Source organism: Streptomyces sp. NPDC086835, assembly GCF_044745705.1.
Lineage (GTDB): Bacteria > Actinomycetota > Actinomycetes > Streptomycetales > Streptomycetaceae > Streptomyces.
In genome coordinates this window covers 243,903-264,982 of sequence record NZ_JBIVAU010000004.1, presented here as the reverse complement: position 1 = coordinate 264,982, position 21,080 = coordinate 243,903, and the positions used below count along the sequence as shown (strand labels likewise).

The following is a 21,080-nucleotide window of genomic DNA, read 5'->3' as shown; positions in this document are numbered from 1 at the left end:
TTGAGCAGTATGAGCGAGCCGATTCGCACATCCAACTCCGCGATACACGAGGAGAGTTGGCGGGTACGTCTGCTCCGCGGACCGGATCGGGCGGGCCGGCCGCTCGGCGCCGGGGTGCTGCTGCCCGGCGGCCTGGTGCTCACCTGCGCGCACGTCGTCCTGATGCGCCCGGACTCCTCCGGCATCCGTACCCCGCTGGAGGAGGTCTACGTCGACGTACCCCACGCCCCGGCCGGAAACACCACGGAGCCGCTGCGGGCCCGGCTGTTGAGGGAGTACCTGGTCATGCCGACGGGCCAGTTCGGCGGGGATCTGGCGCTGCTCAAACTGGACCAGGAACCGGCGGTCCCGCACGCCGTCCTGCACCGGCAGATCCCGGCGCGCGGCGACATGGTGCATTTCACCGGATACCCGGAGGACCTTCCCGGCGGGGAGAACCTCGACGCCCGGCTGATGGGTCGCGGTGGCCCCGCGCCGACGCCGGAGTGGGTGCAGCTCGACGCGCTGAACGCGCCGTACGTGGTGCGGCGCGGCTACAGCGGATGCGCCGTCGTACACAGCCGTTCGCGGCGGGTCATCGGCATCGTGGCGCACCAGTTCGGCACACCGCAGGCGCGGGTGCGCCGGGACCACGCGTACATGATCCCGACCGAGACGGTGCTCAAGCACCTGCCGCTGGAACGGCTGGGGCTGACGGTCACGGGAAAGCCGGCCGTGTCGCACGATGTCGCGGTCGCCCACGACAGGACGGCCTCCGGCCGTGTCCCGGGCCTGCACCGCCGGCTGACGCGGTGGCTCGACGGTGCCCCGGACACCGACCCGGTGGAGCCCGTGTTCGCCGGCGAGGGGGAGCACGACGTGCTGCACACGGTCAGATCGGTGCTCACCCTCGCCGACCGTGAGCAGAGCCCGCCGGAGGCGCCGCCCGTCCAGGGCAGCGCGACGGGCCCGGCGCAGGTCACGGGTGAGCCGCAGGCGGGCAGCATCGACATCGCGGTCGACGCCACGAACCGCACGGTGGCGGAACTGGCCAGGGACGCGGCGGACCGTATCGGCCTCGACCCCCTCCCGGACGGTCCGCCGGCCGCCGGCGGCACGGACGGGGACCTGCTCGGACGGATCGCCGCCGAGAGCCCGCCGCTGATCGCCGCCTTCCTGTCCGTCGACCGGTCGGCCTCCACCGACGACGAGATGCTGCGGCTCCTGTCCGCGCTCCTCGCCCGCGGCCAGAGCCGGCTCCTGCTCGTCTTCAGCGACCCCCGCTCACCGCTCCTCGCCCGGGTGCGCGAGGAACTCCTCGGCCCCGACTGGGCCGCCCGCCGCACCGAACGGCTCGGCACCCGGGTGAGCCGGCTCGCGGAGACCGAGCAGCGGCTGCGGCAGCTGTCCGGCCGGCGGCCCGCCGCCCTGGCGCCGCGGCTGCGCCGGATGCTGGAACAGCTCGGCCCGGCGGGCCCCTTGAACGGCTCCCCCGAACAGCCGCACGCCCTGTTCCGCTGCGCCGTCGACATCGAGGCGGCGCTGCTCGACGCGGAGACGGCCGAGCAGGAGCTCACCGGTCCGGCGGGGCCCCGGGAGTTCGTCGTCGGGCCGCCCGGTGACGGGCTGACCGACCTGCCGGCCGTCGCCGTGCGCGACCCGGACGCGCTCGTCACCGAGCAGGCCGGGGACCGACTCGCGGGCGGCGATCGGCTGCACCAGCAGTACGAGGTCGTGGGGCCCATCGGGCAGGGCAGTCACGGCAAGGTGTACCTCGCCCGCGATCTGCTCCTGGAGAACCGTCCCGTCGCTCTCAAGGGCATCCTCGACCCCGGTGATCCGGCGGCCGTGCTCCAGGCCCACCAGGAACGCCTGCGGCTCGTCAGCCTCAACCACCCCTCGGTCATCCGGGTGGTCAACTACGCGCGCCACGAGCCGTCATCGGCCGAGTTCATCGTGATGGAGTTCGCCGACGGGGCGCCCCTGTCATGGGTCGGCTCCCGCATCGCCCGGGGCATCGAGCCGTTCGCCGGGCCACGGGTCCGCGAGTTCATCGTCGTGTACGGGCTGCTCGTGCTGGAGGCCCTCGACCATCTCCACGAGGAGGAGAAGCTGGTCTACGGCGACCTCTCGCTCACCAACGTCCTGCACTGCGGCACCGGTATCAAACTCATCGACGTCGCGGGCGTACGCGAACCGGGAGCCCCCGGGCCCGTCAGCCACCGGCCGCCGGAGAGCGGGCCCGGCGGCGGGATGACCACCGCGGGCGACCTGTACACCGTCGGCGCCGTCCTCGGTGAGCTGCTCGCCAAGGACCCGGCGCCGCCGTCCGACCTCGGCACCGAATCGCTCCGGCGCGCCCTCTCGCGCGCCACGGCCACCGACCCGAGGCGGCGTTACGCCTCCGCGCAGGAGATGGCCGTCCAGCTGCGGGGGGTGCTGCGTGAACTGCGGTCGCTGCGGCTGGACGAGGAGACGTTCGAGCCGTCCCCGCTGTTCCACTCGGCCGCGATCGCGCTGGACGGCCGGCTGGGCAAGCCGCCGCCGCTCGAGCGCTGGCGGGTGGACGCCACGGCCGACCGGCTGGGCGCCCATGTGCCGGAGCCGGCGGAGGCGGCGGTGGCCCTGCCGGTGCCGAAGGCCGACGTGCAGGACCCCAACTGGAAGGAGCTCCAGCGCACGTCCTACGACGACCCGGCGGGTCTGCTCCAGCTCAGCGACGAGTGGCTGCCGTCGCCGGAGTTGCATCTGCTGCGCTGCCGGCTCCATCTGGAGCTGGCCGGTGTCCGCCGTCAAGGCCGTGACAAGGAGCTGGTGACGGCCGCGGTGGAGCTGGAGCGGGCCGGGCGGCTGCTCGGTGACCGGGCCCGTTACGACTGGCGCCTGGACTGGCACCAGGGCCTGGCGCAGCTGGCCCACGGCCGCCTGCACCGGGCGCTGAACTGCTTCGACACCGTGTACGCGGCGATCCCCGGCGAGTACGCGCCCAAGCTCGCCCTCGGCTACTGCCACGAGAAGCTCGCCGACGAGTGGCGGACCGGCGAGCGGGCCACCGCACCCGAGGCCCCGGCGGCGCGTGAGGCGCACGAGCAGCAGGCCATGCTGTTCTACGACGCCGTGTGGCGGCGCAACCACGCGCTCGGCGCGGCCGCGTTCGGGCTCGCCCGGATCCATCTCGCCCGGCACAGCCCCGATCGCGCGCTGGCCTCCCTCGACGGCGTCCCGCCCGACTCGCGGCACCGCACCGCGGCGCGGACGGCGATGGTACGCATCCACGCCGGCACCCCCACGGCCGCCTCGGCGGTACGCGCCCACGCCGCCCTGCACCGGCTCGCGGGCCACGAAGGGCTCACCGACCGGCAGGCGCAGGAGCGGCTCACCGCGGAGCTGCTGGAGCAACTGCTGGAGCTGGTGCGGTCGCAGGGCGCCGGCGTGCTCGAGCAGGTGCGCGCCGCGCTGCCGGCCGGCGTCCCGCTCCCGCCGACCGAACGGGAACTGCGCGAACAGTTGTCGGCGAGCTACCGCCAACTGGCGAAGCAGGTACCGGACACGGACACCGCGGAGGGCGCCGCGCTGGCGGAGGCGCTCCTCGACAACGCGTACAGCACCCGCCCGCTCGGTCTGCGTCATGCCCGCCACCACGAGCGCGGCCCCTGGCTGCGCCGCCTGACCCTCGGGGGCCGTCCATGACCACGCGTCCGTACACCGGCCCGTCGGCGGACGCCGCGAAGGGGGAGGCCGGCGGGAGCGACGTGCGGCCGTCCGCGCGGCGAAGGGTGGCCGCGCTGTGGCAGCGCCCCGTCGCAGCGGTGCGGCGGTCCCCGGCGACGAAGCCCGCCCCGTGGATCAGGGCCTGGCGGATCCTCGGGCCCGGACTGTGGGCGCGGGCCACCGGGCGGGGCCCCGCAGGGCGGCGGGCGACGGCCGCGTTCCTGCGGCGCCGGATGCTGGTGCTGCCCGCTCTGGCGCTCGTCGCGCTCGCGCTGTGCGCCGCCGCGTACAGCGACGTGCACGAACGCTCCGACCGGCTGCGCCACCGGTCGGTGCCGGCGCTGGAGGGGCTGGCGCAGGCCCGTACGTCGCTGGTCCTGGCGCGGGAACAGGCCGAACTGCGATTGCTGAAGGCCCGGCACGCCGGTCGGGTCGAGCTCGGCGAGACGTACCGCTCCCGGCTGACGGAGGCCACCCAGAGCCTGAACCGGGTCGCTCGGACCGGTGCCCTGAGCCGGGGACAGGAGCAGGAGCTGCGGGTGGTGTCCGGGCTGGTCGTCGCCTACGGGGACAAGATCGCCTGGGCGGACCGCAACCGGTCCAGCAAGCTGCTGCGCACAGCCGGTGTCGAGTACGCGGCGGGCCTGCTCGGCAGCCCGGGCACGAGCCCGGACGAACAGCAGGAACCGACCACCGTGCTGGACCGGATCGAGAAGATGGAGGGCCTGCTGCGGCAGGAGAGCGGCGACCTCGCCGCCTGGAGTCCTCTGACGCTGACAGCCGCCGGAGCGGCCGTGCTGACGACCGCCCTGTTCGGCTTCATGACCGTCGGCACGGCGGTGTTCCTGCGGGACCGGCTGCGGCTCGTCAGCCTCCAGCTGGCGGCGGGCGCGCTGCCGGTGCTGGTGACGCCGCTGCTGCTGGCGTTCGGCGGCGCCCAGGAGCACGGCGCCCAGCACGATGTGCACTCGGCGGTCGCCGATCTGGCGGACGTCGAAGCGAACGAGGCCGCGCCGCGCGCGATCGAGGCGGCGGCGGACGCCGCGTACGCGCGGATGAGCGTGGCGGACCCGGACGGCTGGTCGCTGACGGCGGGGATCACCGTACCGGCCGCGGGACTCGGGGCGGTCGCCTGCGGCGTCACGCTCTACCTCTACGGCAGGCCGTACCCGGCGGCCCGCACCCGGCGCACGTACACCGACGCGTGAGGAACTCATGAGGAGACGCAGGGGCCTGAGAACGCTGCTCGCGGGTGTTCTGCTCGCCGTGGCCACGGCGGGCTGCGGCGGCGGCCCCCTGGAGGAACGCACCCTGGTCGTGCTGGGCCCGTGGACCGACGGCGAGGAGAGGCCGTTCGTGGAAGCGCTGAAGAGCATCGGGAAGCAGACCGGGCACCGTTACGTCTACAAGGGCACCCGCTCGCTGCGCGAGACCCTCGTCGCCCAGCTCCAGGCCGGCGCGCCGCCGGACGTGGCGATCCTCAACAGCCCCGGTGAGCTGGCCGAGTACGCCAGGGCGGGCGATCTCCGTCCGCTGCCGGAGCATGTCGCGGGGGCAGCCGTCACCCCGTGGGCGCCGACCGTCACGGTCCAGGACGCGGGCGGCGAGGCGCGGACCCGCGCCTATTGGGCTCCCATCCGGGTGGACCTCAAGTCGCTGGTGTGGAGCAGGAGCGAGGTGGCCGACTCCGCTCCCGTGTGGTGCGTGGGACTCGGCTCCGGTGCCACCTCCGGCTGGCCGGGCACCGACTGGATCGAGGACCTGATGCTTCAGCGCAGGGGCTCGGCGAAGTACGAGGAATGGGCCACGGGCAGGATGCCCTGGCAGGACACCCGGCCGGTCTGGGAGGAGTGGGCGCGGATGCTCACCGCGGGCGGGCGCGCCCCCGACGCGCGGTGGCTGCACGACTTCGCGCTGATCGGCGACCGCCGCCACGGGCTCCTGAACCGCGGCGACTGCACCCATGAGCACCAGGGTTCCTTCATCCGCAGGCACTACGGCGACGACGTGCGGCCCCGGCCGACGGCCGACTATCTGGACAGGCTGCCGACCGCGAAGGACGACGAGGGGGACGAGAACGCCTTCGAGGTGTCGGGCGACATGGCCGCGGTGTTCAGGAGCAGTGCGGCCGCCTGGGACCTGCTCGACCGGCTCACCTCCGAGAAGGCCCGCGCGAGCTGGGCGGCCGCGGCGCTGCCCGGTGAGCGGCCGTTCTTCCCCGGTTCGGCGGTGGTCACCGCGGAACCGTCGGCCACCAGGGACGTCCAGCGGTTGTTCCGCTCGGCGGGCCGGATCTGTTTCGACGCCTCCGACGCGATGCCTCCGACGTTGCGCGACGCGTTCTACCGGGCGGTGCTGGAGTTCGTCGTCCGTCCCGGGGACGAGGCGCTGCTGGACCGGCTGCTGGGGCAGCTGGAGGCGGAACGTCAGCTGCAGAGCGAGGAGAAGGCGTTCGTCCTGGACGACCTGTGCGGCACCCCGGTCCTCGAGTAGGGCCCGGTCCGGTCACACGTCAGGCGAAGACGACGGTCCTGCGGCCGTTGAGCAGGATGCGGTGCTCGGCGTGCCACTTCACCGCGCGGGCCAGCGCCTGGCACTCCACGTCGCGGCCGACCGCCACCAGCTGCTCCGGGGTGACCTCGTGGCCGACGCGTTCGACCTCCTGCTCGATGATCGGGCCCTCGTCGAGGTCGGCCGTCACATAGTGGGCGGTCGCGCCGATGAGCTTCACACCGCGGGCGTGCGCCTGGTGGTAGGGCTTGGCGCCCTTGAAGCTCGGCAGGAAGGAGTGGTGGATGTTGATGATCCGGCCGCTGAGCTGCTTGCAGAGGTCGTCGGAGAGCACCTGCATGTAGCGGGCGAGGACGACCAGCTCCACCTGCTCGGCGTGCACCAGTTCCAGCAGCTGCGCCTCGGCGGCCGCCTTGTTGTCCTTGGCGACCGGAATGTGGTGGAACGGGATGTCGTAGGAGGCGACGAGCTCGGCGAAGTCGGTGTGGTTGGAGACGACGGCCGCGATCTCGACGGGCAGGGCGCCGGTGCGGGAACGGAACAGCAGGTCGTTCAGGCAGTGCCCGAATTTGCTGACCATCAGCACGATCCGCATCCGCTCGTCGGCGAGATGGATCTGCCAGTCCATCTGGAAGGCGTCGCCCACGGCGGCGAAGCTGGCGCGCAGCTTGTCGACCGTCACCGGGGCCTCGGCGGAGAAGTGGACCCGCATGAAGAACAGACCAGTGTCCCGGTCACCGAACTGCTGGCTGTCCTCGATGTTGCAGCCGGTGATGAACAGGTAGCTCGAGACGGCGTGCACGATGCCCTGTTTGTCAGGACAGGAGAGCGTCAGGACGTACTGGTCGGTCATCCTTGTAGCCTGCCACATCCGGCCGTCCGGCCAGGAACGCGTCCGTCAGGCGGACCGCGTCATGATCCGCAGCACCTCGAGGGAACGCGGCGGGGTGTCGGGGTCCTCACCGTCGCTCGTGGCCATCCGGACGTGCGCGTCACGCGCCGCCCGTACGGCCTCCGGCCAGCCGTGGTGCTCCATGTACGCGGAGACCGGGGCGTCGGCGCCGACCTGGTGCATGATCCGCAGCACCCGCAGCACGGCGACGTCGACGAGCGCGGCCTCGCCGGAGTCGCGGAAGATCGTCCCGACGTACTTCTCCGCGGACCAGTTGTCCAGCCAGGTGTCCTCGACCAGGCGGTAGACGGCGTCGGTGACGTCGCCGTATCCCTCGCGCCCCGCCAGCCAGCACTCCTGATGGAAGACGGGGTCGGAAAGCATGTGCAGCGCCGAGCGCACGTTGCTGCGCCAGCGCCACCAGGGCATGTCGTTGAGCGGCATGCCGCCCATGGTGGAGGAGCGACGGCCGCGACGGGAAGGGTTGACCGAACCTTGCTGCACGCCTTCGATCGTACGTTCCCTTTCCGTCCGCCCGAACGCCCCCCTGCAATTCACCTGGCCGTCACCCCACGTTGAACCATGCTCACTGTGCCGTTACCTGGAACCGGAAGCGTGCACAGTCATGACCGGTAGGCGCCGTTCCTCCTCCCCTCGCCCGTCCAGAGCCTTCTCAGTCCGTGCCGCGTGTACGGCGGTGGTGGCGACCGGGGCGTCGCTCATCGCCGGCTGTGGCGTACTCCCCGGAGATCCGGGGGGCTCCAGGGAGCCCGTCACTGTCATGACCTTCGCACCGGAAGACACCAAAGCAACCAATATGCCCGGCATGCCCGCCATGGCCGAGGCCTACGCCCGCTGGGCAGAGGCGCAGGGCGGCATCGACGGCCACGAGCTGCGTGTCATCACCTGCAACGAGCAGAACACCCCCCAGGGCGCGGCCGCCTGCGCCCGGCGCGCCGTCAAGGAAGGCGCGGCCGCGGTGGTCGGCTCCTACAGCCAGTACGGCGACGCCTTCATGGCTCCCCTGGAGGCCGCGGGCATCCCCTTCATCGGCGGATTCGGCATCTCCGACGAGGAGTTCACCAGCTATCTGTCCTACCCCGTCAACGGCGGGCAGGCCGCCCTGCTCGCCGGGAACGGTCAGCAACTCGCGGACGTCTGCGACAAGGTCGCGCTCGTACGGCCGGACAGCCTCGCCGGCGACGACCTGCCCGACCTCCTCAACGCGGGCCTGGCCCGCGGCAAGGCCCGGGAGTCGGCGGACATCCTCGCCGCCGACGACGCCACCGACTACTCCGACGAGGCACGGCGGGCGCGCAGGAAGGCGGCAGAGGCGACCTGGACCACGACCGCGTCCGGCGGTGACCGGCCGGGCTGTGTCACGGCCGCGCTCGGCGAACGCACGGAAACCTTCTTCGACTCCTACCGGCGGCTGCCCGAGGACGGCCGGCAGGTCCGGATCTCGTCCGTGATGGGCAGCGTCGGCCAGCCCCTCATCGACCGCACCGGCGGCCGCAACGGCCCCTACGAGGGCGCCTACATCACCGGCTGGTACCCCGACGCGAGCGACGCCCGCTGGGACCGGATGCGCGACGTCGTTCGGACCCACGCGTTCGGCGACAACAGGATCGACCCGGCCGACGCGGGCGTGCAGACCACCTGGATCGCGTACAACGTCCTCAACAAGGTCGTCCGCTCGATCGACAGCGACCGGATCACCCCCGGCAGGATCTCCCATGCCCTCGACCAGGGGGTGGAGGTCTCGACCGACGGCCTGACACCGGCCCTGCGGTGGAGCTACGAGGACATGCTCGGCGCTTCCCGCTACCCGAGGATCGTCAACAGCAGCGTGACGTTCCAAGTGGTGCGCGAGGGACGGCTGGTGACGCAGCGGAAGGACTTCGTGGACGTCGGCCGGACCCTGATGGACGCCTCGTAGGGCGACCCTGGCCAAGGCCCCGGCCCGCCGTCCGGCGCCCCGGCCCGCTCCCCCACGCGGGACAGGCCGGGGGCCTCGTCGTCAGAGCTGGCTGCTGCGGCGTTCGGTCAGGCCGTACTTGCGGGCGATGGAGTTCCACAGCGGCGAGGCCGCGTTCTTCGCCGTCGTGGCCTCTCCGCTCGCCGCGGTGGCCTGGGCGGTCCGGCCGGTCACCCGCGCCTTGCCGTCCTTGCAGCCCTTCTTGCCCTTGACCTGCTGCGCCCAGGCCGCGTAGTGGTCGTCGGCCGAGGCCGACGCCTGCCACGCCTTGGTCAGCGAGGCGGTCAGCTCCGCGTTGCGCGGCAGCTTGTCGACGGACAGGGCGCCCAGCCGCGTCACCAGGCTCCGGCGCTGCTGCGCCGCGCCCTTCAGGTCGGCGGTGGCCTGGTCCAGGTTCTTGCAGACCTTGATGTTCTCCACGGAACGGATGACCGCGTCACGGCTGTTGTTGCTGTCCGCGAGCAGCTTGTCGAGCTCCCTCGCCTGCGGCTCCGCGGGGTCGGGGGCCTGCGTGGTGGGGCTCGCCTGGCTGGGCGCAGGGGCGTCGGCCACGACGTTCTTGTCCGGGCCCGGGTCCTTCTGCTCGTCGCCGTCGCCGAACATCACGGCACCGACGCCGAGTCCGAGGACCGCGCACCCGACGACGAGCGCGGCGACCACCGGCGCCAGGGACCTGCGGCGCGGCTCCGGCTCCGGGTCGTAGTGCGGCTCGTGCCGGGCCGCCGGCCGGCGGGCCTGCGGATGACCGTGGCCGGGCGGTTCCTCGAAGCGGGGCATCTGCTGGGTGGCGTCGGCCGTCTGCGGACCCTGCCCCTCCGAGCGGAACAGGCTGTCGAACTCGGCGGGCGGCTGGCGGTCCCCGGGAGCGCCGGGGCGGATGCCGAACGGCGCAGCGGCCGGAGCGGGCGGCACGGCCCCGCCGGGCACCGGGGCGATGTACTGGGTGGCGTCGGAGTCGGAGACCCGGCCGGCTCCCTGCGGCGTGCCGCTCTGCGCGGCGCCGGAGGCCAGGGGGCCCGTGCCGAGGAACGTGGTCGACTCCGCGGGCATCTCGGGCGGCAGTGCACCGGACGCGACGGGCGGGATGTACTGCGTGGCCTCGGCATCGCCACCGGCGGTGTGCGCCGGCGGGGCCTGCGGGAAGCCGCTCGGCGCGTTCGGGCCGGCGGCCTGCGGGGAACAGCCGTGCGTGTACGGGTCGTGCGGCGCCTGCGGGGAACCGCCCTGAGACGCCTGGAAGGGCTGTGCCCCTGCGCCCGGCCCGCCGAACCCGGCCTGGCCGGTGCCCTGAGGTGCCTCGGGGTAGCGCCCGTATGCGTCCGGGCCCTGAGGGGCGGAGGACTGCGCTGCCGGGGCGTCCTGCGGCGGGAGGGGCTGCCGGTGCACACCCGGCTGCGGTATCGCCGGGACCTGCGCGCCGTACTGCTCCTGCCCCTGCCGGCCCTGGGACGGGTAGGGGTCGTGCCCGGTGGGCGCGGGGCCGGCCGACGGGGCGGCGTGGGCACCCTGCCCGTGGTGCGCGTCCGCCTGCTGCGGCGGCGTGCCGGGAGCCCCGTAGCCGCCCTGCTGAGCGGGGCCGCCGTAGCTCTGGGGACCGCCCTGCTGAGCGCCGGGGTAGCCCTGAGGACCGCCCTGCTGAGCCGGACCGCCGGGATAGCTCTGAGGGCCGGCCTGCGCAGGGCCGCCGGGGTGGCCGTAACCGCCGGGCTGCGCCGGGGCGGCCGGGTGGCCGTAACCGCCGGGCTGCACGGGCGCCGGGTAGCCGTACCCCTGAGGCGCGCCGCCGCCGGCCGGCGGCGGGCCCGGGTATCCGTACGCGGCACCGGGCGCGGGTGCGGGTGCCGACTGCTGCGGGCCCCACGGCTCACCCCAGGGCTGCCCACCCGCCGGAGCCGTCTGTGCGCCTGCCGCACCCGGTATGAGGGGCTCACTGCCGTCGGCGGGCAGCACGACGCCTTCGTGCGCGGGCCGCGCGGCGGGTAGCCGCTGCTCGTCACCCTGTCCGCTGTGCGTCACCGGGACTCCTACGTGTGGACCTACTGCGATCGTCGGCTCACGCTACCGGGTGCCCGGAGTGGTCCGCACACACGTGCCGGAGCGGTAACAAGATGCGGACACAACTCGCCTTCCGTTCCTGACAGAAAGCCCTTGTGCACCACCCGCCACAGGCGCCTCCCCCGCCCCGCCGCACGTCAGGCCGCGGCGCGCAGTTCCAGCCGGGTGGCGAACTCCCGTACCGACGGCTCCTCCGCGTACGGCTCGAGCCTCAACTGCAGGTCGTCCAGATACTCCGCGCCCCTGCTGGAGCGCAGCGTGTCCAGCAGCTCCACCGCCCGCGTGCCCGTGTGGCAGGCCTGTTCCACCTCGCGCTGCTGCACCTGCGCGGAGGCCAGCAGGACCAGGCCGATCGCCCGGCGGCGGGCCCGCGACTCCGGGTGGCCCTCCAGCGCCTGCGACGCGTAGCGCGCCGCGCTCTGCGCCTCGCCGAGGTCGCGGTGGCAGTGCGCCAGCTCGTCCGCCAGATACGCGCCGTCGAAGTGGGCGATCCAGGCCGGATCGTCGCCGCTGTCCGGCTCGGCCCGCTCCAGCGCGCCGAGCGCCCGGCCGGCCGCCTCGTGGCAGGTGCGGGCGTCGCCGAGGAGAGCGTGCCCCCGCGCCTCCGCCGCGTGGAACATGGCCTGCACCCGCGGGGTGATCCGCCCCCGCGCCCCTTCCTGCGCCGCACGGGCGAGCTGGGCGATCTCACGCGGGTTGCCGAGCTCGGCCGCCAGGTGGCTCATCGACGCGGCCAGCACATAGCCGCCGTACGCCCGGTCGCCGGCGGCCTGCGCCAGGCGCAGGGCCTGGATGTAGTACCGCTGGGCGAGGCCCGGCTGACCGGTGTCCACGGCCATGTAGCCGGCGAGCTCCGTCAGCCGCGCCGCGGCGGCGAACAACTCCCGGCCGACCGCCTCCCGGTACGAACCGGACAGCATCCCGGAGACCACGCTGTTCAGGTAGTGCACGACGACCGGCCGCACATGGCCGCTGCCGAAGCGGTGGTCCATCTCCGTCAGCGCGGCGGTCATCGCCCGGACCGCGTCGACGTCCGCCGGGCCGACCCGCGCCCCGGCGGTGCGGGCCACCTGTGTGTCCGCTCCGGTGATCAGCCAGTCGCGGCTCGGCTCCACGAGAGCGGACGCCGCGACCGCGGAGCCCGACAGGAAGTCCCGGCGGCCCACGTCGCTCCGCCACAGCTCGCAGACCTGCTCGATCGCCCCGACCACGGTCGGCGCGAACTGGAGGCCGACGCCGGTGGCGAGGTTCTTGCCGTTCGCCATGCCGATCTCGTCGATCGTGACCGTGCGGCCGAGCTTGCGGCCGAGCGCCTCCGCGATGATGCCCGGCGCCCGGCCGCGCGGCTGCTGCCCGCGCAGCCACCGGGCGACGGACGTCTTGTCGTAGCGCAGGTCGAGGCCGCGCTCGGCGCCGACCATGTTGACGCGCCGGGCCAACCCGGCGTTCGAGCATCCGGCTTCCTGGATGAGCGCCTGCAGCCGTTCGTTCGGCTGGCGGACGACGAGAGGCCTGGCTGCCATGAACTACCCCCTGGTGTTGATCAATGAGTTGATCAATGCCCGGCTGATATACGGAGAATGCAGGGTTGGTCGGGTTGGTTCGCTTTTGCCGTGGCCCGGCCCGGTCGCGGCCGGCTGACGTACGCGCCCCGCACTCCTACCCGCCCGTACGGCCCCCCGCCCGTGCGCGCCCCCGGTCGTGCACCCGTGCGCCCCACGTGCAGGATCGATGCTCCACCGCCCACCGCATCACGCCCCGTAACCCGTGGTTGCGGCGGTAGTTGAGTGAGTCGTGGAAGAGACCATGGCAGTCACGGAAGCCGCCCGGATCCCCCAGCAGCGAGGCGGGCAACTGCTGGACAGCGCTGCGCGGTACGCGGAAGAGAGGCACTGGGACGTGTTCCCCGGCACCTGGCTGGAGGCCGTCGAAGGGGGACAGCGCTGCTCGTGCGGCGACCTGCGCTGCCCCCGCCCCGGCGCGCACGCCGCCCGCCCGGACTGGGCGAACCAGGCGACCGGCAGCGCCACCGCCGCGCGCCGGATGTGGACCAAGCAACCGACGGCCTCGATCCTGCTGCCCACCGGCCGCACCTTCGACGCCATCGAGGTCTCCGAGTCGGCCGGCTTCCTGGCGCTCGCCCGCATGGAGCGGATGGATCTTCCCCTCGGCCCCGTGACCTGCACTCCCGACCGCAGGATGCTGTTCTTCGTACTGCCGGGCGCGGCGCTCAAGGCCCCCGAGCTGATCAGGAACCTGGGCTGGGTCCCGAGCTCGCTCGACCTGGTCACCCGCGGCGAGGGCCACTACGTCGCCGCCCCGCCGACCCGGATCGGCGGGCACGGCGCCGTGCAGTGGGCGCGCCGCCCCACCCCGGCCAACCGCTGGCTCCCGGACGCCGAGGAGCTCATCAGCCCGCTCGCGTACGCGTGCGGCAGGGAAGCTGCGTCCGCGCGGGTGCGCCAGGAATAGCGGTACGCCGGGGGCCGAACGGATGCCCCGGGAAAAGCGGGTGGGCCGGGACAGGGCATCCACCCCGCACCCGGGCGTCCGTAGGGTGGACCCGTACACCTGTGCCCTCAGGGCACGTACGGGGACTCCGAAAGGCGCGGAAACACATGCCGGACCAGGCAGTTGAGGGGAAGGGCGGGGTACGGACGGCACCGCCCGCCGTGCAAGTCGAAGGTCTGTGGAAGCGGTTCGGCGAGCAGATCGCCGTCGCGGGGATCGATCTGACCCTGCCGGCCGGCAGCTTCATCGGCCTGGTCGGACCGAACGGCGCGGGCAAGACCACGACCCTGTCGATGGTCACCGGCCTGCTCCGCCCGGACCAGGGCCGGGTCCAGGTCGCGGGGCACGACGTATGGCGCGACCCGGTCGAGGTCAAGTCGCGCATCGGCGTCCTGCCGGAGGGCCTTCGGCTGTTCGAGCGGCTGTCCGGCCGCGAACTGCTCGCCTACAACGGCAGGTTGCGCGGCCTGCCGGGCGACGAGGTCGACAAGCGCGCCGGTCAGCTGCTGGACGTGCTGGACCTGGCGGGCGCGCAGCACAAGCTGGTCGTCGACTACTCGACCGGCATGCGCAAGAAGATCGGCCTGGCGGCGGCGCTGCTGCACAACCCGGAAGTGCTCTTCCTCGACGAGCCGTTCGAGGGTGTCGACCCGGTGTCCGCGCAGACGATCCGCGGGGTGCTCGAGCGGTACACCGCCTCCGGCGCGACCGTCGTCTTCTCCAGCCACGTGATGGAGCTGGTCGAGTCGCTGTGCGACTGGGTGGCGGTCATGGCGGCCGGCACGATCCGCGCACAGGGCCCGCTGGCCGAGGTGCGCGGCGACGCCCCGTCGCTCCAGGCCGCGTTCCTCGAACTGGTCGGCGCGCAGGGCAGGGACAACGGGGAGTCGCTGGACTGGCTCGGCGGCGGTGCGCGTTGAGCACCGCGTCCCTGACCTCCGTCTTCGTACGTCTGAAGCTGTCGCTGCTGCGCAACGGGCTGCGCCAGTCGTCGGGCCGCAGGACCGCGTTCGTCGTCTCGATGGTCTTCGTGCTGCTGCTCGCCGCCGTCCAGCTGCTGGGCCTGATCATGCTGCGCGGCAACGAGCACGCCATGTCGCTCGTCGTCCTGCTGACGGGTCTGCTGGCACTCGGCTGGGCGGTGTTGCCGCTGTTCTTCCCGAGCGGCGACGAGACGCTGGACCCGACGCGCCTGGTGATGCTGCCGCTCAGGCCGGGGCCGCTGGTGACCGCGCTGCTCGTCGCGTCCCTGATGGGCATCGGCCCGCTGTTCACGCTCTGCATGGTCGTGGGTTCGGCGTTCGCGCTGTCCCACGGCGTCGTCGCGGCACTGGTGTCCCTCGTCGCCGTCCCGCTCGCCCTGCTGGTCTGCCTGGCGCTCGCCCGCACGGTCGCGGCGGCGAACATCCGGCTGCTCACCTCCCGCAAGGGCCGCGACCTGGCCGTGCTCAGCGGCCTGTTGATCGCGGTGGGCATCCAGTTCGTGAACTTCGGCGTGCAGCGTCTCGGCGACGCGGGCGGCCTCGCGGCACTGGACCCGGCGGCGGCGATCGTACGGTGGGTGCCGCCGGCGTCCGCGATCGGCGCGGTGGACTCCGCGAGCGACGGCGCGTACGGCCAGGCCCTCGCCCAGCTCACCCTCTCCGCGGTGGCGCTCGTCCTGCTGCTGCGGACCTGGCGGCACAGCCTGACCAAGCTGATGACCGCCCCGGACGGGTCCACGCTGGCCGCGGCGTCCGAGCCGACCCGCAAGGGCACCACCTCCGGTCTGCACCGGCTGCTGCCGGAGGGCCGCACGGGGACGGTGATGCAGCGCAGTCTCAAGTACATCTGGCGCGACCCGAAGACCAAGGGCGCCTGGGTGTCGTCGCTGGCCATCGGACTGATCGTGCCGATCTTCAACGCCCTCCAGGGCACCGGCTCGATCTACTTCGCGTGCTTCGCCGCCTGGATGCTCGGCATCATGATGTACAACCAGTTCGGCCAGGACACCTCGGCCTTCTGGATGGTGGCGCTGACGATCTCCTCCACGCGCGACGCGTACGAGGAACTGCGCGCCCGGACACTGGCGCTGCTCGTCATCACCCTCCCGTACACCGCGCTGGTCGTGGTGCTCACGGCCGCGGCGCTCGGTGAGTGGCACGACCTGCCGGAGGCGCTCGGCGTGTCCTTCGCCCTGCTCGGCGCGATGCTGGCGACGGGCGCGGTGGCCTCGGCCCGTTTCCCGTACTCGATCCCGCAGGACAGCGCGTACAAGAACGTGGCCCCGGGGCAGGGCGGGCTGGCGTGGCTCTCCATCTTCGGCGGCGTGGTCATGGCGGCGCTGCTGTGCGCACCGGTGATCGTCCTCACGATCATGCTGAACGCCTCGGCCGGCTCCGGCAGCGAGACCCAGTGGACGGTACTGCCGGTGGGCGCCGTGTACGGGGCACTGATCACCTGGGCGGGCGTGCGACTGGCGGCGCCGCAGACGGCGAGGCGACTGCCGGAGATCCTCACGGCGGTCAGCAAGGGATGACGGGCCTGGCGCTCGACCGCTGAACGGCCGCCGTCCGACCCCCGGTCAGGGGGTGGGACGGCGGCCGTCGGCTTCAGCGGCGATGCGCGCTTCTACTCGCCGGCAGGACATGAGGCAGCCCGGTGGACAGGGAACCGGTCGGACCGTCATGACGTAGCGTCATGATCATGTCGACGCCTCAGAACCCGTACGGGCAGCACCCGAACCCGTACGGCCAACCTCCGTACCAGCAGTATCAGCAGCAGACGGGGTATCCGCAGTACCCGCAGCAGGCCGGGCAGGCGCAGCCCGGTTACGGGCAGCAGCCCCACCCGGCGGTGGGTGGGTGGGGCGGGCCGTCGCCGTACGGGCCGCCTCCCGTGCCGCCGAAGAAGAGCCGCACGGGGCTGATCCTCGGTCTGTCGCTCGGGGCGATCCCGTTGGTCCTGCTCCTCGCCTGGTTCGGCAACAACGTCGATCTGCGCTCCGACCGGGCGGGCGGTGGCAGCGGCTTCCCGGCGGCCGAGTACGGACTGACGGCGCCGAAGACGCTCCTCGACGGGACGTACGCGCTCGCCGACGACCAGTCGGCCCAGCGGCAGGAGCAGCTCGAATCCTCCCCCGTGGACGAGTCCGTCATCCGCGACCCGCAGGCCACGGTGGCCCAGTACACGTCCGTGTCCGAGGGCGGCGTCCTGGTGATCTCCGGTATGCACGGCCGGATCAAGGACCCGGCCGCCGCCCGCGAGAAGATCCTCGACGGCGCGGCCACGGCCGAGGGCGCCACGCTCGCCGTACCGGCGAAGGACTTCGTCCCGGCCGGCTCCGACGTCACAATCACCTGTCAGGTGGTGACCATGACGCAGGACGGCGGCGGCACCGCGCAGCTCCCCATCTGCGCCTGGGCCGACGACAACACCAACGCGTCGGTGAGCGTGGTCACGGCCGCCGGCGCGACGCAGTCCCCAAAGGAGACGGACCTGGCGGCCGCGGCGGAGGCCACGGCGAAGGTGCGCGAGGAGATCCGCAAACCGCTCAGCTGAGGCCCCCGGCGACGGCCGCCGCCGGCAGGTCCCGTCCGCAGAAGACGCATACGAAGTCGCCCTCGCGCACGATGCCGAGTTCGCCGCACCCCGTGCAGCGACGGAAGACGATCTCGTGCGTGAACCGCTCCGGCCTCACGACCCCCGCGCGGTCGAGGGCGGCGGCGACCGCCGGCCAGCAGTCGGGGTCCGGGCAGTACCCGGTGGACAGGTTGCTGACCTCGACCGCTTCCGGGCGGCCCGCCGACCGGCCGAAGGCCACCTCGCCGGCCGCGAGCACGTGCTCCCGGCCGGCGCAGGCCACATGCTCGCTGCGCCGGGGGGCGAGCCGCAGGAACCCGTCACCGCCGACGACATAGGTGAACGGCTCCGCGAAGTCGGCAGGGTCCTGCTCGGCCGCCCACGCCTCGAAGTCGTCCCTGCCGCGCACGATCCGGCCCCCCGGCGCGTCCTCGGCGGCCCGCCACAGCTCGGGCGGGCCCACATACCCGTAACGGCGGGGCCCGTCGGTCGATATGACGGTCCTGGCCCGGAGACGGGCCGCGCCCTCCCCCACCAGACGCACCTGGGCGCTGTGGGGAGGGTCGACGGCGTCCAGGCTGTGTCCGTACTTCTCGATCCGCTGGAGTACGAGGCTCCCGGCCTCGTACTCCTGCCCCGTCCGCGCGACGCCGCCCACGCACCGCACGACGCACACGGCCACCCCGGCGTCCGGCAGTTCGACGCCGAGGATCTGCAACTCGCCCTGCGTGACCGGAGTCACGGCGTCAGGACGCCGTCCAGGAACGGCTCGATCGCCGTCCGCCAGCCGGACGGGCAGTCGTAGTGGACCAGGTGGCCCGCGTCGGACACCTCGCCGTACTGGCCGCGGGGCAGTACGCGGACCATCTCCTGGGCCTCCGCGCGGCCCAGTTCGCCGTCGAGTCCGCGGACCACCAGCGTGGGGCAGCGGACCTGGGCCAGTTCCTCCCAATGGGCGTCGTGGACCCATGTCTCCCGCGACGTGAGCATCTGCCGGCGGGAGAACACCGGGCGCCAGCCGTCGGCGCGCTCCGCCATGACCTCGGCGAAGAACTCGCCGCGGGCCGGGTTCGGCCGCTCGACGCGGGGATCGTCCTCGCCGAACCACTTGCGGACGTCCGCCAGGGTCGCGAAGGGGACGGGCCAGGAGCGGAACCACTCCTCCCACTCGCGCTGCGACGCGGCGCCGAGCGCGGAGGCCCGCATGTCGCAGATGATCAGGGCCTGGACCAGGTCGGGGCGCTTGGCCGCGAGCTGCCAGGCGGTGAGGGCGCCCATCGCGTGACCGATCAGGGTCACGGGAGCGAGGCCGAGTTGCTCGATCGCGGCCTCGGCGTCCGCCACGTACGCGTCGCGGGTGTACGGCCCTTCCGCGGGTTTGTCACTGCGGCCGTGGCCCCGCTGGTCGAGCGCGACCGCGCGGTGCCGCTCGGTGAGCCACCGGGCCGTCGAGGCCCAGTGCGATGCCCGGCCCATCAGGCCGTGGAGCAATAAGACCCCCGGGGCGTGGTCCCCTTCCGCGCGGCCCTTGGGCGGGTCCGCGAACTCCCAGGCAGCCAGGCGTACGCCACCTGCTCCGGTCACGTCGATGCGCCGCACCATCGGCCCTGGCACCCCCTTCTCTCCCCCGAGTAGGACTGGCTCGTGTGAGCCCCGTGTCGAACTCCGTCAGACTATCGAACCTGTATTCGAAAACGCGGTTCTGCCACGCAACACCGCTCGTTCGAGTGACCACATGTCGGGATTGACTCGCGCTACCGAGGGGAGATCTTCTGCGGGAGGCGGACCGCTCGGGGAAAAACGGTCCGTGGGGATTGACCCTGGGAGCTCGGGGCTCCGGGTCAGCACAGGGGAGGACAGGTCCCGGCGCCCTCGGGCGCCGGGACCCCTTCCTGTCGGTGGGTCCCCGCAGAAGCGGCAGCACAAGGAGGCACCCGCACGTCCGCGCGGGCGTCCGCGCCGGTTCCCGCGCGGGGTGTACGACGGGCGCATCACCGGATCCCTCCCCTGCCCTCGGTGGGGGTCCCCACCCCCCGGCCGTGGTCATATGCCTCAGCCTCAGAGTGGCACGCGATTGCGGCGGCCGCTGCCGTTCCGGACGGAAAACGGTTTCATCCAGGTGAAAAAACGAACCGGCCCCGCCGCCCTCCGGTGAGGGGGCCGGGGCCGGTCCGGATGCGAAGCAGCGCTCGACGCGCTACGCCGCGTCAGCGCTTCAGGACGCCGCCGTCTCAGCGCTTCGCGACGAACACGTGCGAGGCGACCTCGGCCTCCAGCTCCGCCGCCTCACCGCTGCTGCCCACGAGCACACCGCCCGCCGACTCCGTCACGCTCACCACGGAACCGGGCTGCACGCCCGCACGCCGCAGCGTGTACATCAGCTGGGCGTCGGTCTGGATCGGCTCGCCGATCCGCCGCACGACGACCGTCTTGCCGTCCGGGCCCGGGTCCAGCTCGGCCAGGGAGACCATGCTGTCGTCCAGGAACGGGTCGGCCTCGGCCTTCTCCCCCAGCTCCTCGAGGCCCGGGATCGGATTCCCGTACGGCGACTCCGTCGGGTGACGCAGCAGCTCCAGCACCCGCCGCTCCACCGCCTCGCTCATCACGTGCTCCCAGCGGCAGGCCTCCGCGTGGACCTGCTCCCACTCCAGCCCGATCACGTCGACGAGCAGACACTCGGCGAGCCGGTGCTTGCGCATCACGCGTGTGGCCAGCTGCCGGCCTTCGCCGGTCAGTTCCAGATGCCGGTCCCCTGCCACCGTCACCAGACCGTCGCGCTCCATGCGCGCCACGGTCTGGCTGACCGTCGGACCGCTCTGGTCGAGCCGCTCCGCGATTCGGGCCCGCATGGGCACCACACCTTCCTCCTCGAGCTCGAGGATGGTGCGGAGATACATCTCCGTCGTGTCGATCAGTCCGGACATACGTGCCCCTCGATGCTGTGACTTGAAATCAGTCGTTCGCTGGCCCCAGGTCAATTCTTGCGCATCGCGCCGACAACCGTGCCGCGCTGTGCCAGGACCGTATTGACAGGGCAATGGTCCAGACCGCAACGTGATCCGCGACACGGGTACCACCGGTATTCCCACACCCCTGCGGAAAGGGCTCGGCGATGAGCGAGAGCAAGCTGGCCGGTCAGTTCTTCGACGCCGCGATCGGTCTGCTGCAGCGCGTGCGGGACGAGGAGTCCCAAAACATCGCGGCCGCCGGTTCGGCAGTCGCCGACACCGTGGAAGCGGGCGGCCGGCTCTTCGCGTTCGGCGCCGGGCACTCCTCGCTCGCCGCGCAGGACGTCGTCTACCGGGCCGGCGGTCTCGCCGTGATGAACCTGCTCGCCGTCCCCGGCGTCGTCGGCGTCGACGTCATGCCGGCCACCCTCGGCTCCGCGCTCGAGCGCGTCGACGGGCTCGCCGGCGCGGTGCTCGACTCCAGCCCCGCCCGGGCCGGTGACCTGCTCGTGATCATCTCCCTCTCGGGCCGCAACGCGCTGCCCGTCGAGATGGCCATGAACGCCCGCGCCCTCGGCCTCACGGTCATCGGTGTGACCTCCGTCGCCTACGCCACGGAGACGAAGTCCCGCCACACGTCGGGCACGTTCCTCAAGGACCACTGCGACATCGTGCTCGACTCCCACATCGCCGTCGGCGACGCGGAGCTGACCCACGAGAGCATCGAGGCGCCGTTCGGTCCCGCCTCGACCGTCGTGACCAGCGCACTGATGCAGGCGACGATGGCCGCCGCCGCCGAGCAGCTCGCCGATCGGGGCATCGAGCCGCCGCTGCTGCGCTCGGGCAACGTCGACGGCGGGCACGAGTGGAACGGCCGCGTGATGGCCGAGTACCGGGACCGCATCTTCTTCCGCCACTGACGCCGCCGGGGTCC

Annotated in this window: 16 protein-coding genes; 9 read left to right on the top strand and 7 right to left on the bottom strand. The window is 72.9% G+C overall.

Annotated elements, in window-relative coordinates; all coding sequences use genetic code 11:
- Nucleotides 1–9 precede the first annotated feature (9 nt).
- The 3 genes from ACIPJI_RS16345 to ACIPJI_RS16335 are packed head-to-tail and all read left to right on the top strand — an operon-like array spanning nucleotide 10 to nucleotide 6,183.
- A complete protein-coding gene (locus tag ACIPJI_RS16345) occupies nucleotides 10–3,669 on the top strand; it encodes a tetratricopeptide repeat protein (protein WP_402246863.1) in 3,660 nt (1,219 codons plus the stop codon).
- Nucleotides 3,666–4,898: a hypothetical protein gene (locus tag ACIPJI_RS16340; RefSeq protein ID WP_402246862.1), complete on the top strand. Its 1,233-nt coding sequence runs from the start codon at nucleotides 3,666–3,668 to the stop codon at nucleotides 4,896–4,898. Before ACIPJI_RS16345 ends, ACIPJI_RS16340 begins: the two co-directional genes overlap by 4 nt.
- A gap of 7 nt (nucleotides 4,899–4,905) precedes the next feature.
- On the top strand, nucleotides 4,906–6,183 hold the full coding sequence (locus tag ACIPJI_RS16335; RefSeq protein ID WP_402246860.1) for an extracellular solute-binding protein: 1,278 nt from the start codon (nucleotides 4,906–4,908) through the stop codon (nucleotides 6,181–6,183).
- A gap of 19 nt (nucleotides 6,184–6,202) precedes the next feature.
- Here ACIPJI_RS16335 and purU read toward each other — a convergent pair whose 3' ends face one another.
- Together purU and ACIPJI_RS16325 are read right to left on the bottom strand one after the other, a co-directional pair.
- Nucleotides 6,203–7,054: a formyltetrahydrofolate deformylase gene (purU, locus tag ACIPJI_RS16330; protein WP_307706995.1), complete on the bottom strand. Its 852-nt coding sequence runs from the start codon at nucleotides 7,052–7,054 to the stop codon at nucleotides 6,203–6,205.
- A gap of 45 nt (nucleotides 7,055–7,099) precedes the next feature.
- On the bottom strand, nucleotides 7,100–7,546 hold the full coding sequence (locus ACIPJI_RS16325) for a hypothetical protein (protein WP_005316098.1): 447 nt from the start codon (nucleotides 7,544–7,546) through the stop codon (nucleotides 7,100–7,102).
- A 172-nt stretch (nucleotides 7,547–7,718) separates the two neighbouring features.
- Between ACIPJI_RS16325 and ACIPJI_RS16320 the strand changes: the two genes are divergently transcribed.
- Entirely contained in the window at nucleotides 7,719–9,032 is a 1,314-nt protein-coding gene (locus tag ACIPJI_RS16320) for an ABC transporter substrate-binding protein (protein ID WP_356618679.1), read from the top strand.
- Between the two features lie 81 nt (nucleotides 9,033–9,113).
- Here the strand turns inward: ACIPJI_RS16320 and ACIPJI_RS16315 are convergent, their stop codons facing one another.
- Together ACIPJI_RS16315 and ACIPJI_RS16310 are read right to left on the bottom strand one after the other, a co-directional pair.
- Nucleotides 9,114–11,087, bottom strand: coding sequence for a hypothetical protein (locus tag ACIPJI_RS16315; RefSeq protein WP_402246857.1), 1,974 nt, complete (start codon nucleotides 11,085–11,087; stop codon nucleotides 9,114–9,116).
- Nucleotides 11,088–11,263: 176 nt separating this feature from the next.
- The gene (locus ACIPJI_RS16310; RefSeq protein WP_356618683.1) at nucleotides 11,264–12,649 is read right to left on the bottom strand and encodes a transcriptional regulator; all 1,386 of its coding nucleotides are present in this window, start codon (nucleotides 12,647–12,649) and stop codon (nucleotides 11,264–11,266) included.
- Nucleotides 12,650–12,932: 283 nt separating this feature from the next.
- Between ACIPJI_RS16310 and ACIPJI_RS16305 the strand changes: the two genes are divergently transcribed.
- The 4 genes from ACIPJI_RS16305 to ACIPJI_RS16290 all read left to right on the top strand — a co-directional run bounded on the left by ACIPJI_RS16305 (nucleotide 12,933) and on the right by ACIPJI_RS16290 (nucleotide 17,177).
- Nucleotides 12,933–13,598: a bifunctional DNA primase/polymerase gene (locus ACIPJI_RS16305; RefSeq protein ID WP_356618685.1), complete on the top strand. Its 666-nt coding sequence runs from the start codon at nucleotides 12,933–12,935 to the stop codon at nucleotides 13,596–13,598.
- 146 nt (nucleotides 13,599–13,744) lie between these two features.
- Nucleotides 13,745–14,557 carry an ABC transporter ATP-binding protein gene (locus ACIPJI_RS16300; protein ID WP_356618687.1) on the top strand — a complete coding sequence of 271 codons (813 nt, stop codon included), beginning with the start codon at nucleotides 13,745–13,747 and terminating at the stop codon, nucleotides 14,555–14,557.
- Nucleotides 14,533–16,155: a transporter gene (locus ACIPJI_RS16295; RefSeq protein ID WP_402247168.1), complete on the top strand. Its 1,623-nt coding sequence runs from the start codon at nucleotides 14,533–14,535 to the stop codon at nucleotides 16,153–16,155. Before ACIPJI_RS16300 ends, ACIPJI_RS16295 begins: the two co-directional genes overlap by 25 nt.
- Nucleotides 16,156–16,322: 167 nt before the next feature.
- Nucleotides 16,323–17,177: a hypothetical protein gene (locus tag ACIPJI_RS16290; RefSeq protein WP_402246855.1), complete on the top strand. Its 855-nt coding sequence runs from the start codon at nucleotides 16,323–16,325 to the stop codon at nucleotides 17,175–17,177.
- Here the strand turns inward: ACIPJI_RS16290 and ACIPJI_RS16285 are convergent.
- From ACIPJI_RS16285 to ACIPJI_RS16275, 3 genes are all read right to left on the bottom strand, one after another.
- The gene (locus tag ACIPJI_RS16285; RefSeq protein ID WP_402246853.1) at nucleotides 17,170–17,940 is read right to left on the bottom strand and encodes a hypothetical protein; all 771 of its coding nucleotides are present in this window, start codon (nucleotides 17,938–17,940) and stop codon (nucleotides 17,170–17,172) included. The two genes, ACIPJI_RS16290 and ACIPJI_RS16285, sit on opposite strands and share 8 nt — an antisense overlap.
- Complete coding sequence (locus ACIPJI_RS16280) at nucleotides 17,937–18,800, bottom strand: alpha/beta hydrolase (protein WP_356619034.1); 864 nt, start codon at nucleotides 18,798–18,800, stop codon at nucleotides 17,937–17,939. The genes ACIPJI_RS16285 and ACIPJI_RS16280 overlap by 4 nt, the downstream gene beginning before the upstream one ends.
- A 629-nt stretch (nucleotides 18,801–19,429) precedes the next feature.
- The gene (locus ACIPJI_RS16275; protein ID WP_159690750.1) at nucleotides 19,430–20,122 is read right to left on the bottom strand and encodes a metal-dependent transcriptional regulator; all 693 of its coding nucleotides are present in this window, start codon (nucleotides 20,120–20,122) and stop codon (nucleotides 19,430–19,432) included.
- Nucleotides 20,123–20,310: 188 nt separating this feature from the next.
- Between ACIPJI_RS16275 and ACIPJI_RS16270 the strand changes: the two genes are divergently transcribed.
- Nucleotides 20,311–21,066 carry an SIS domain-containing protein gene (locus ACIPJI_RS16270; protein WP_307707004.1) on the top strand — a complete coding sequence of 252 codons (756 nt, stop codon included), beginning with the start codon at nucleotides 20,311–20,313 and terminating at the stop codon, nucleotides 21,064–21,066.
- The last annotated feature ends 14 nt before the right edge of the window (nucleotides 21,067–21,080 follow it).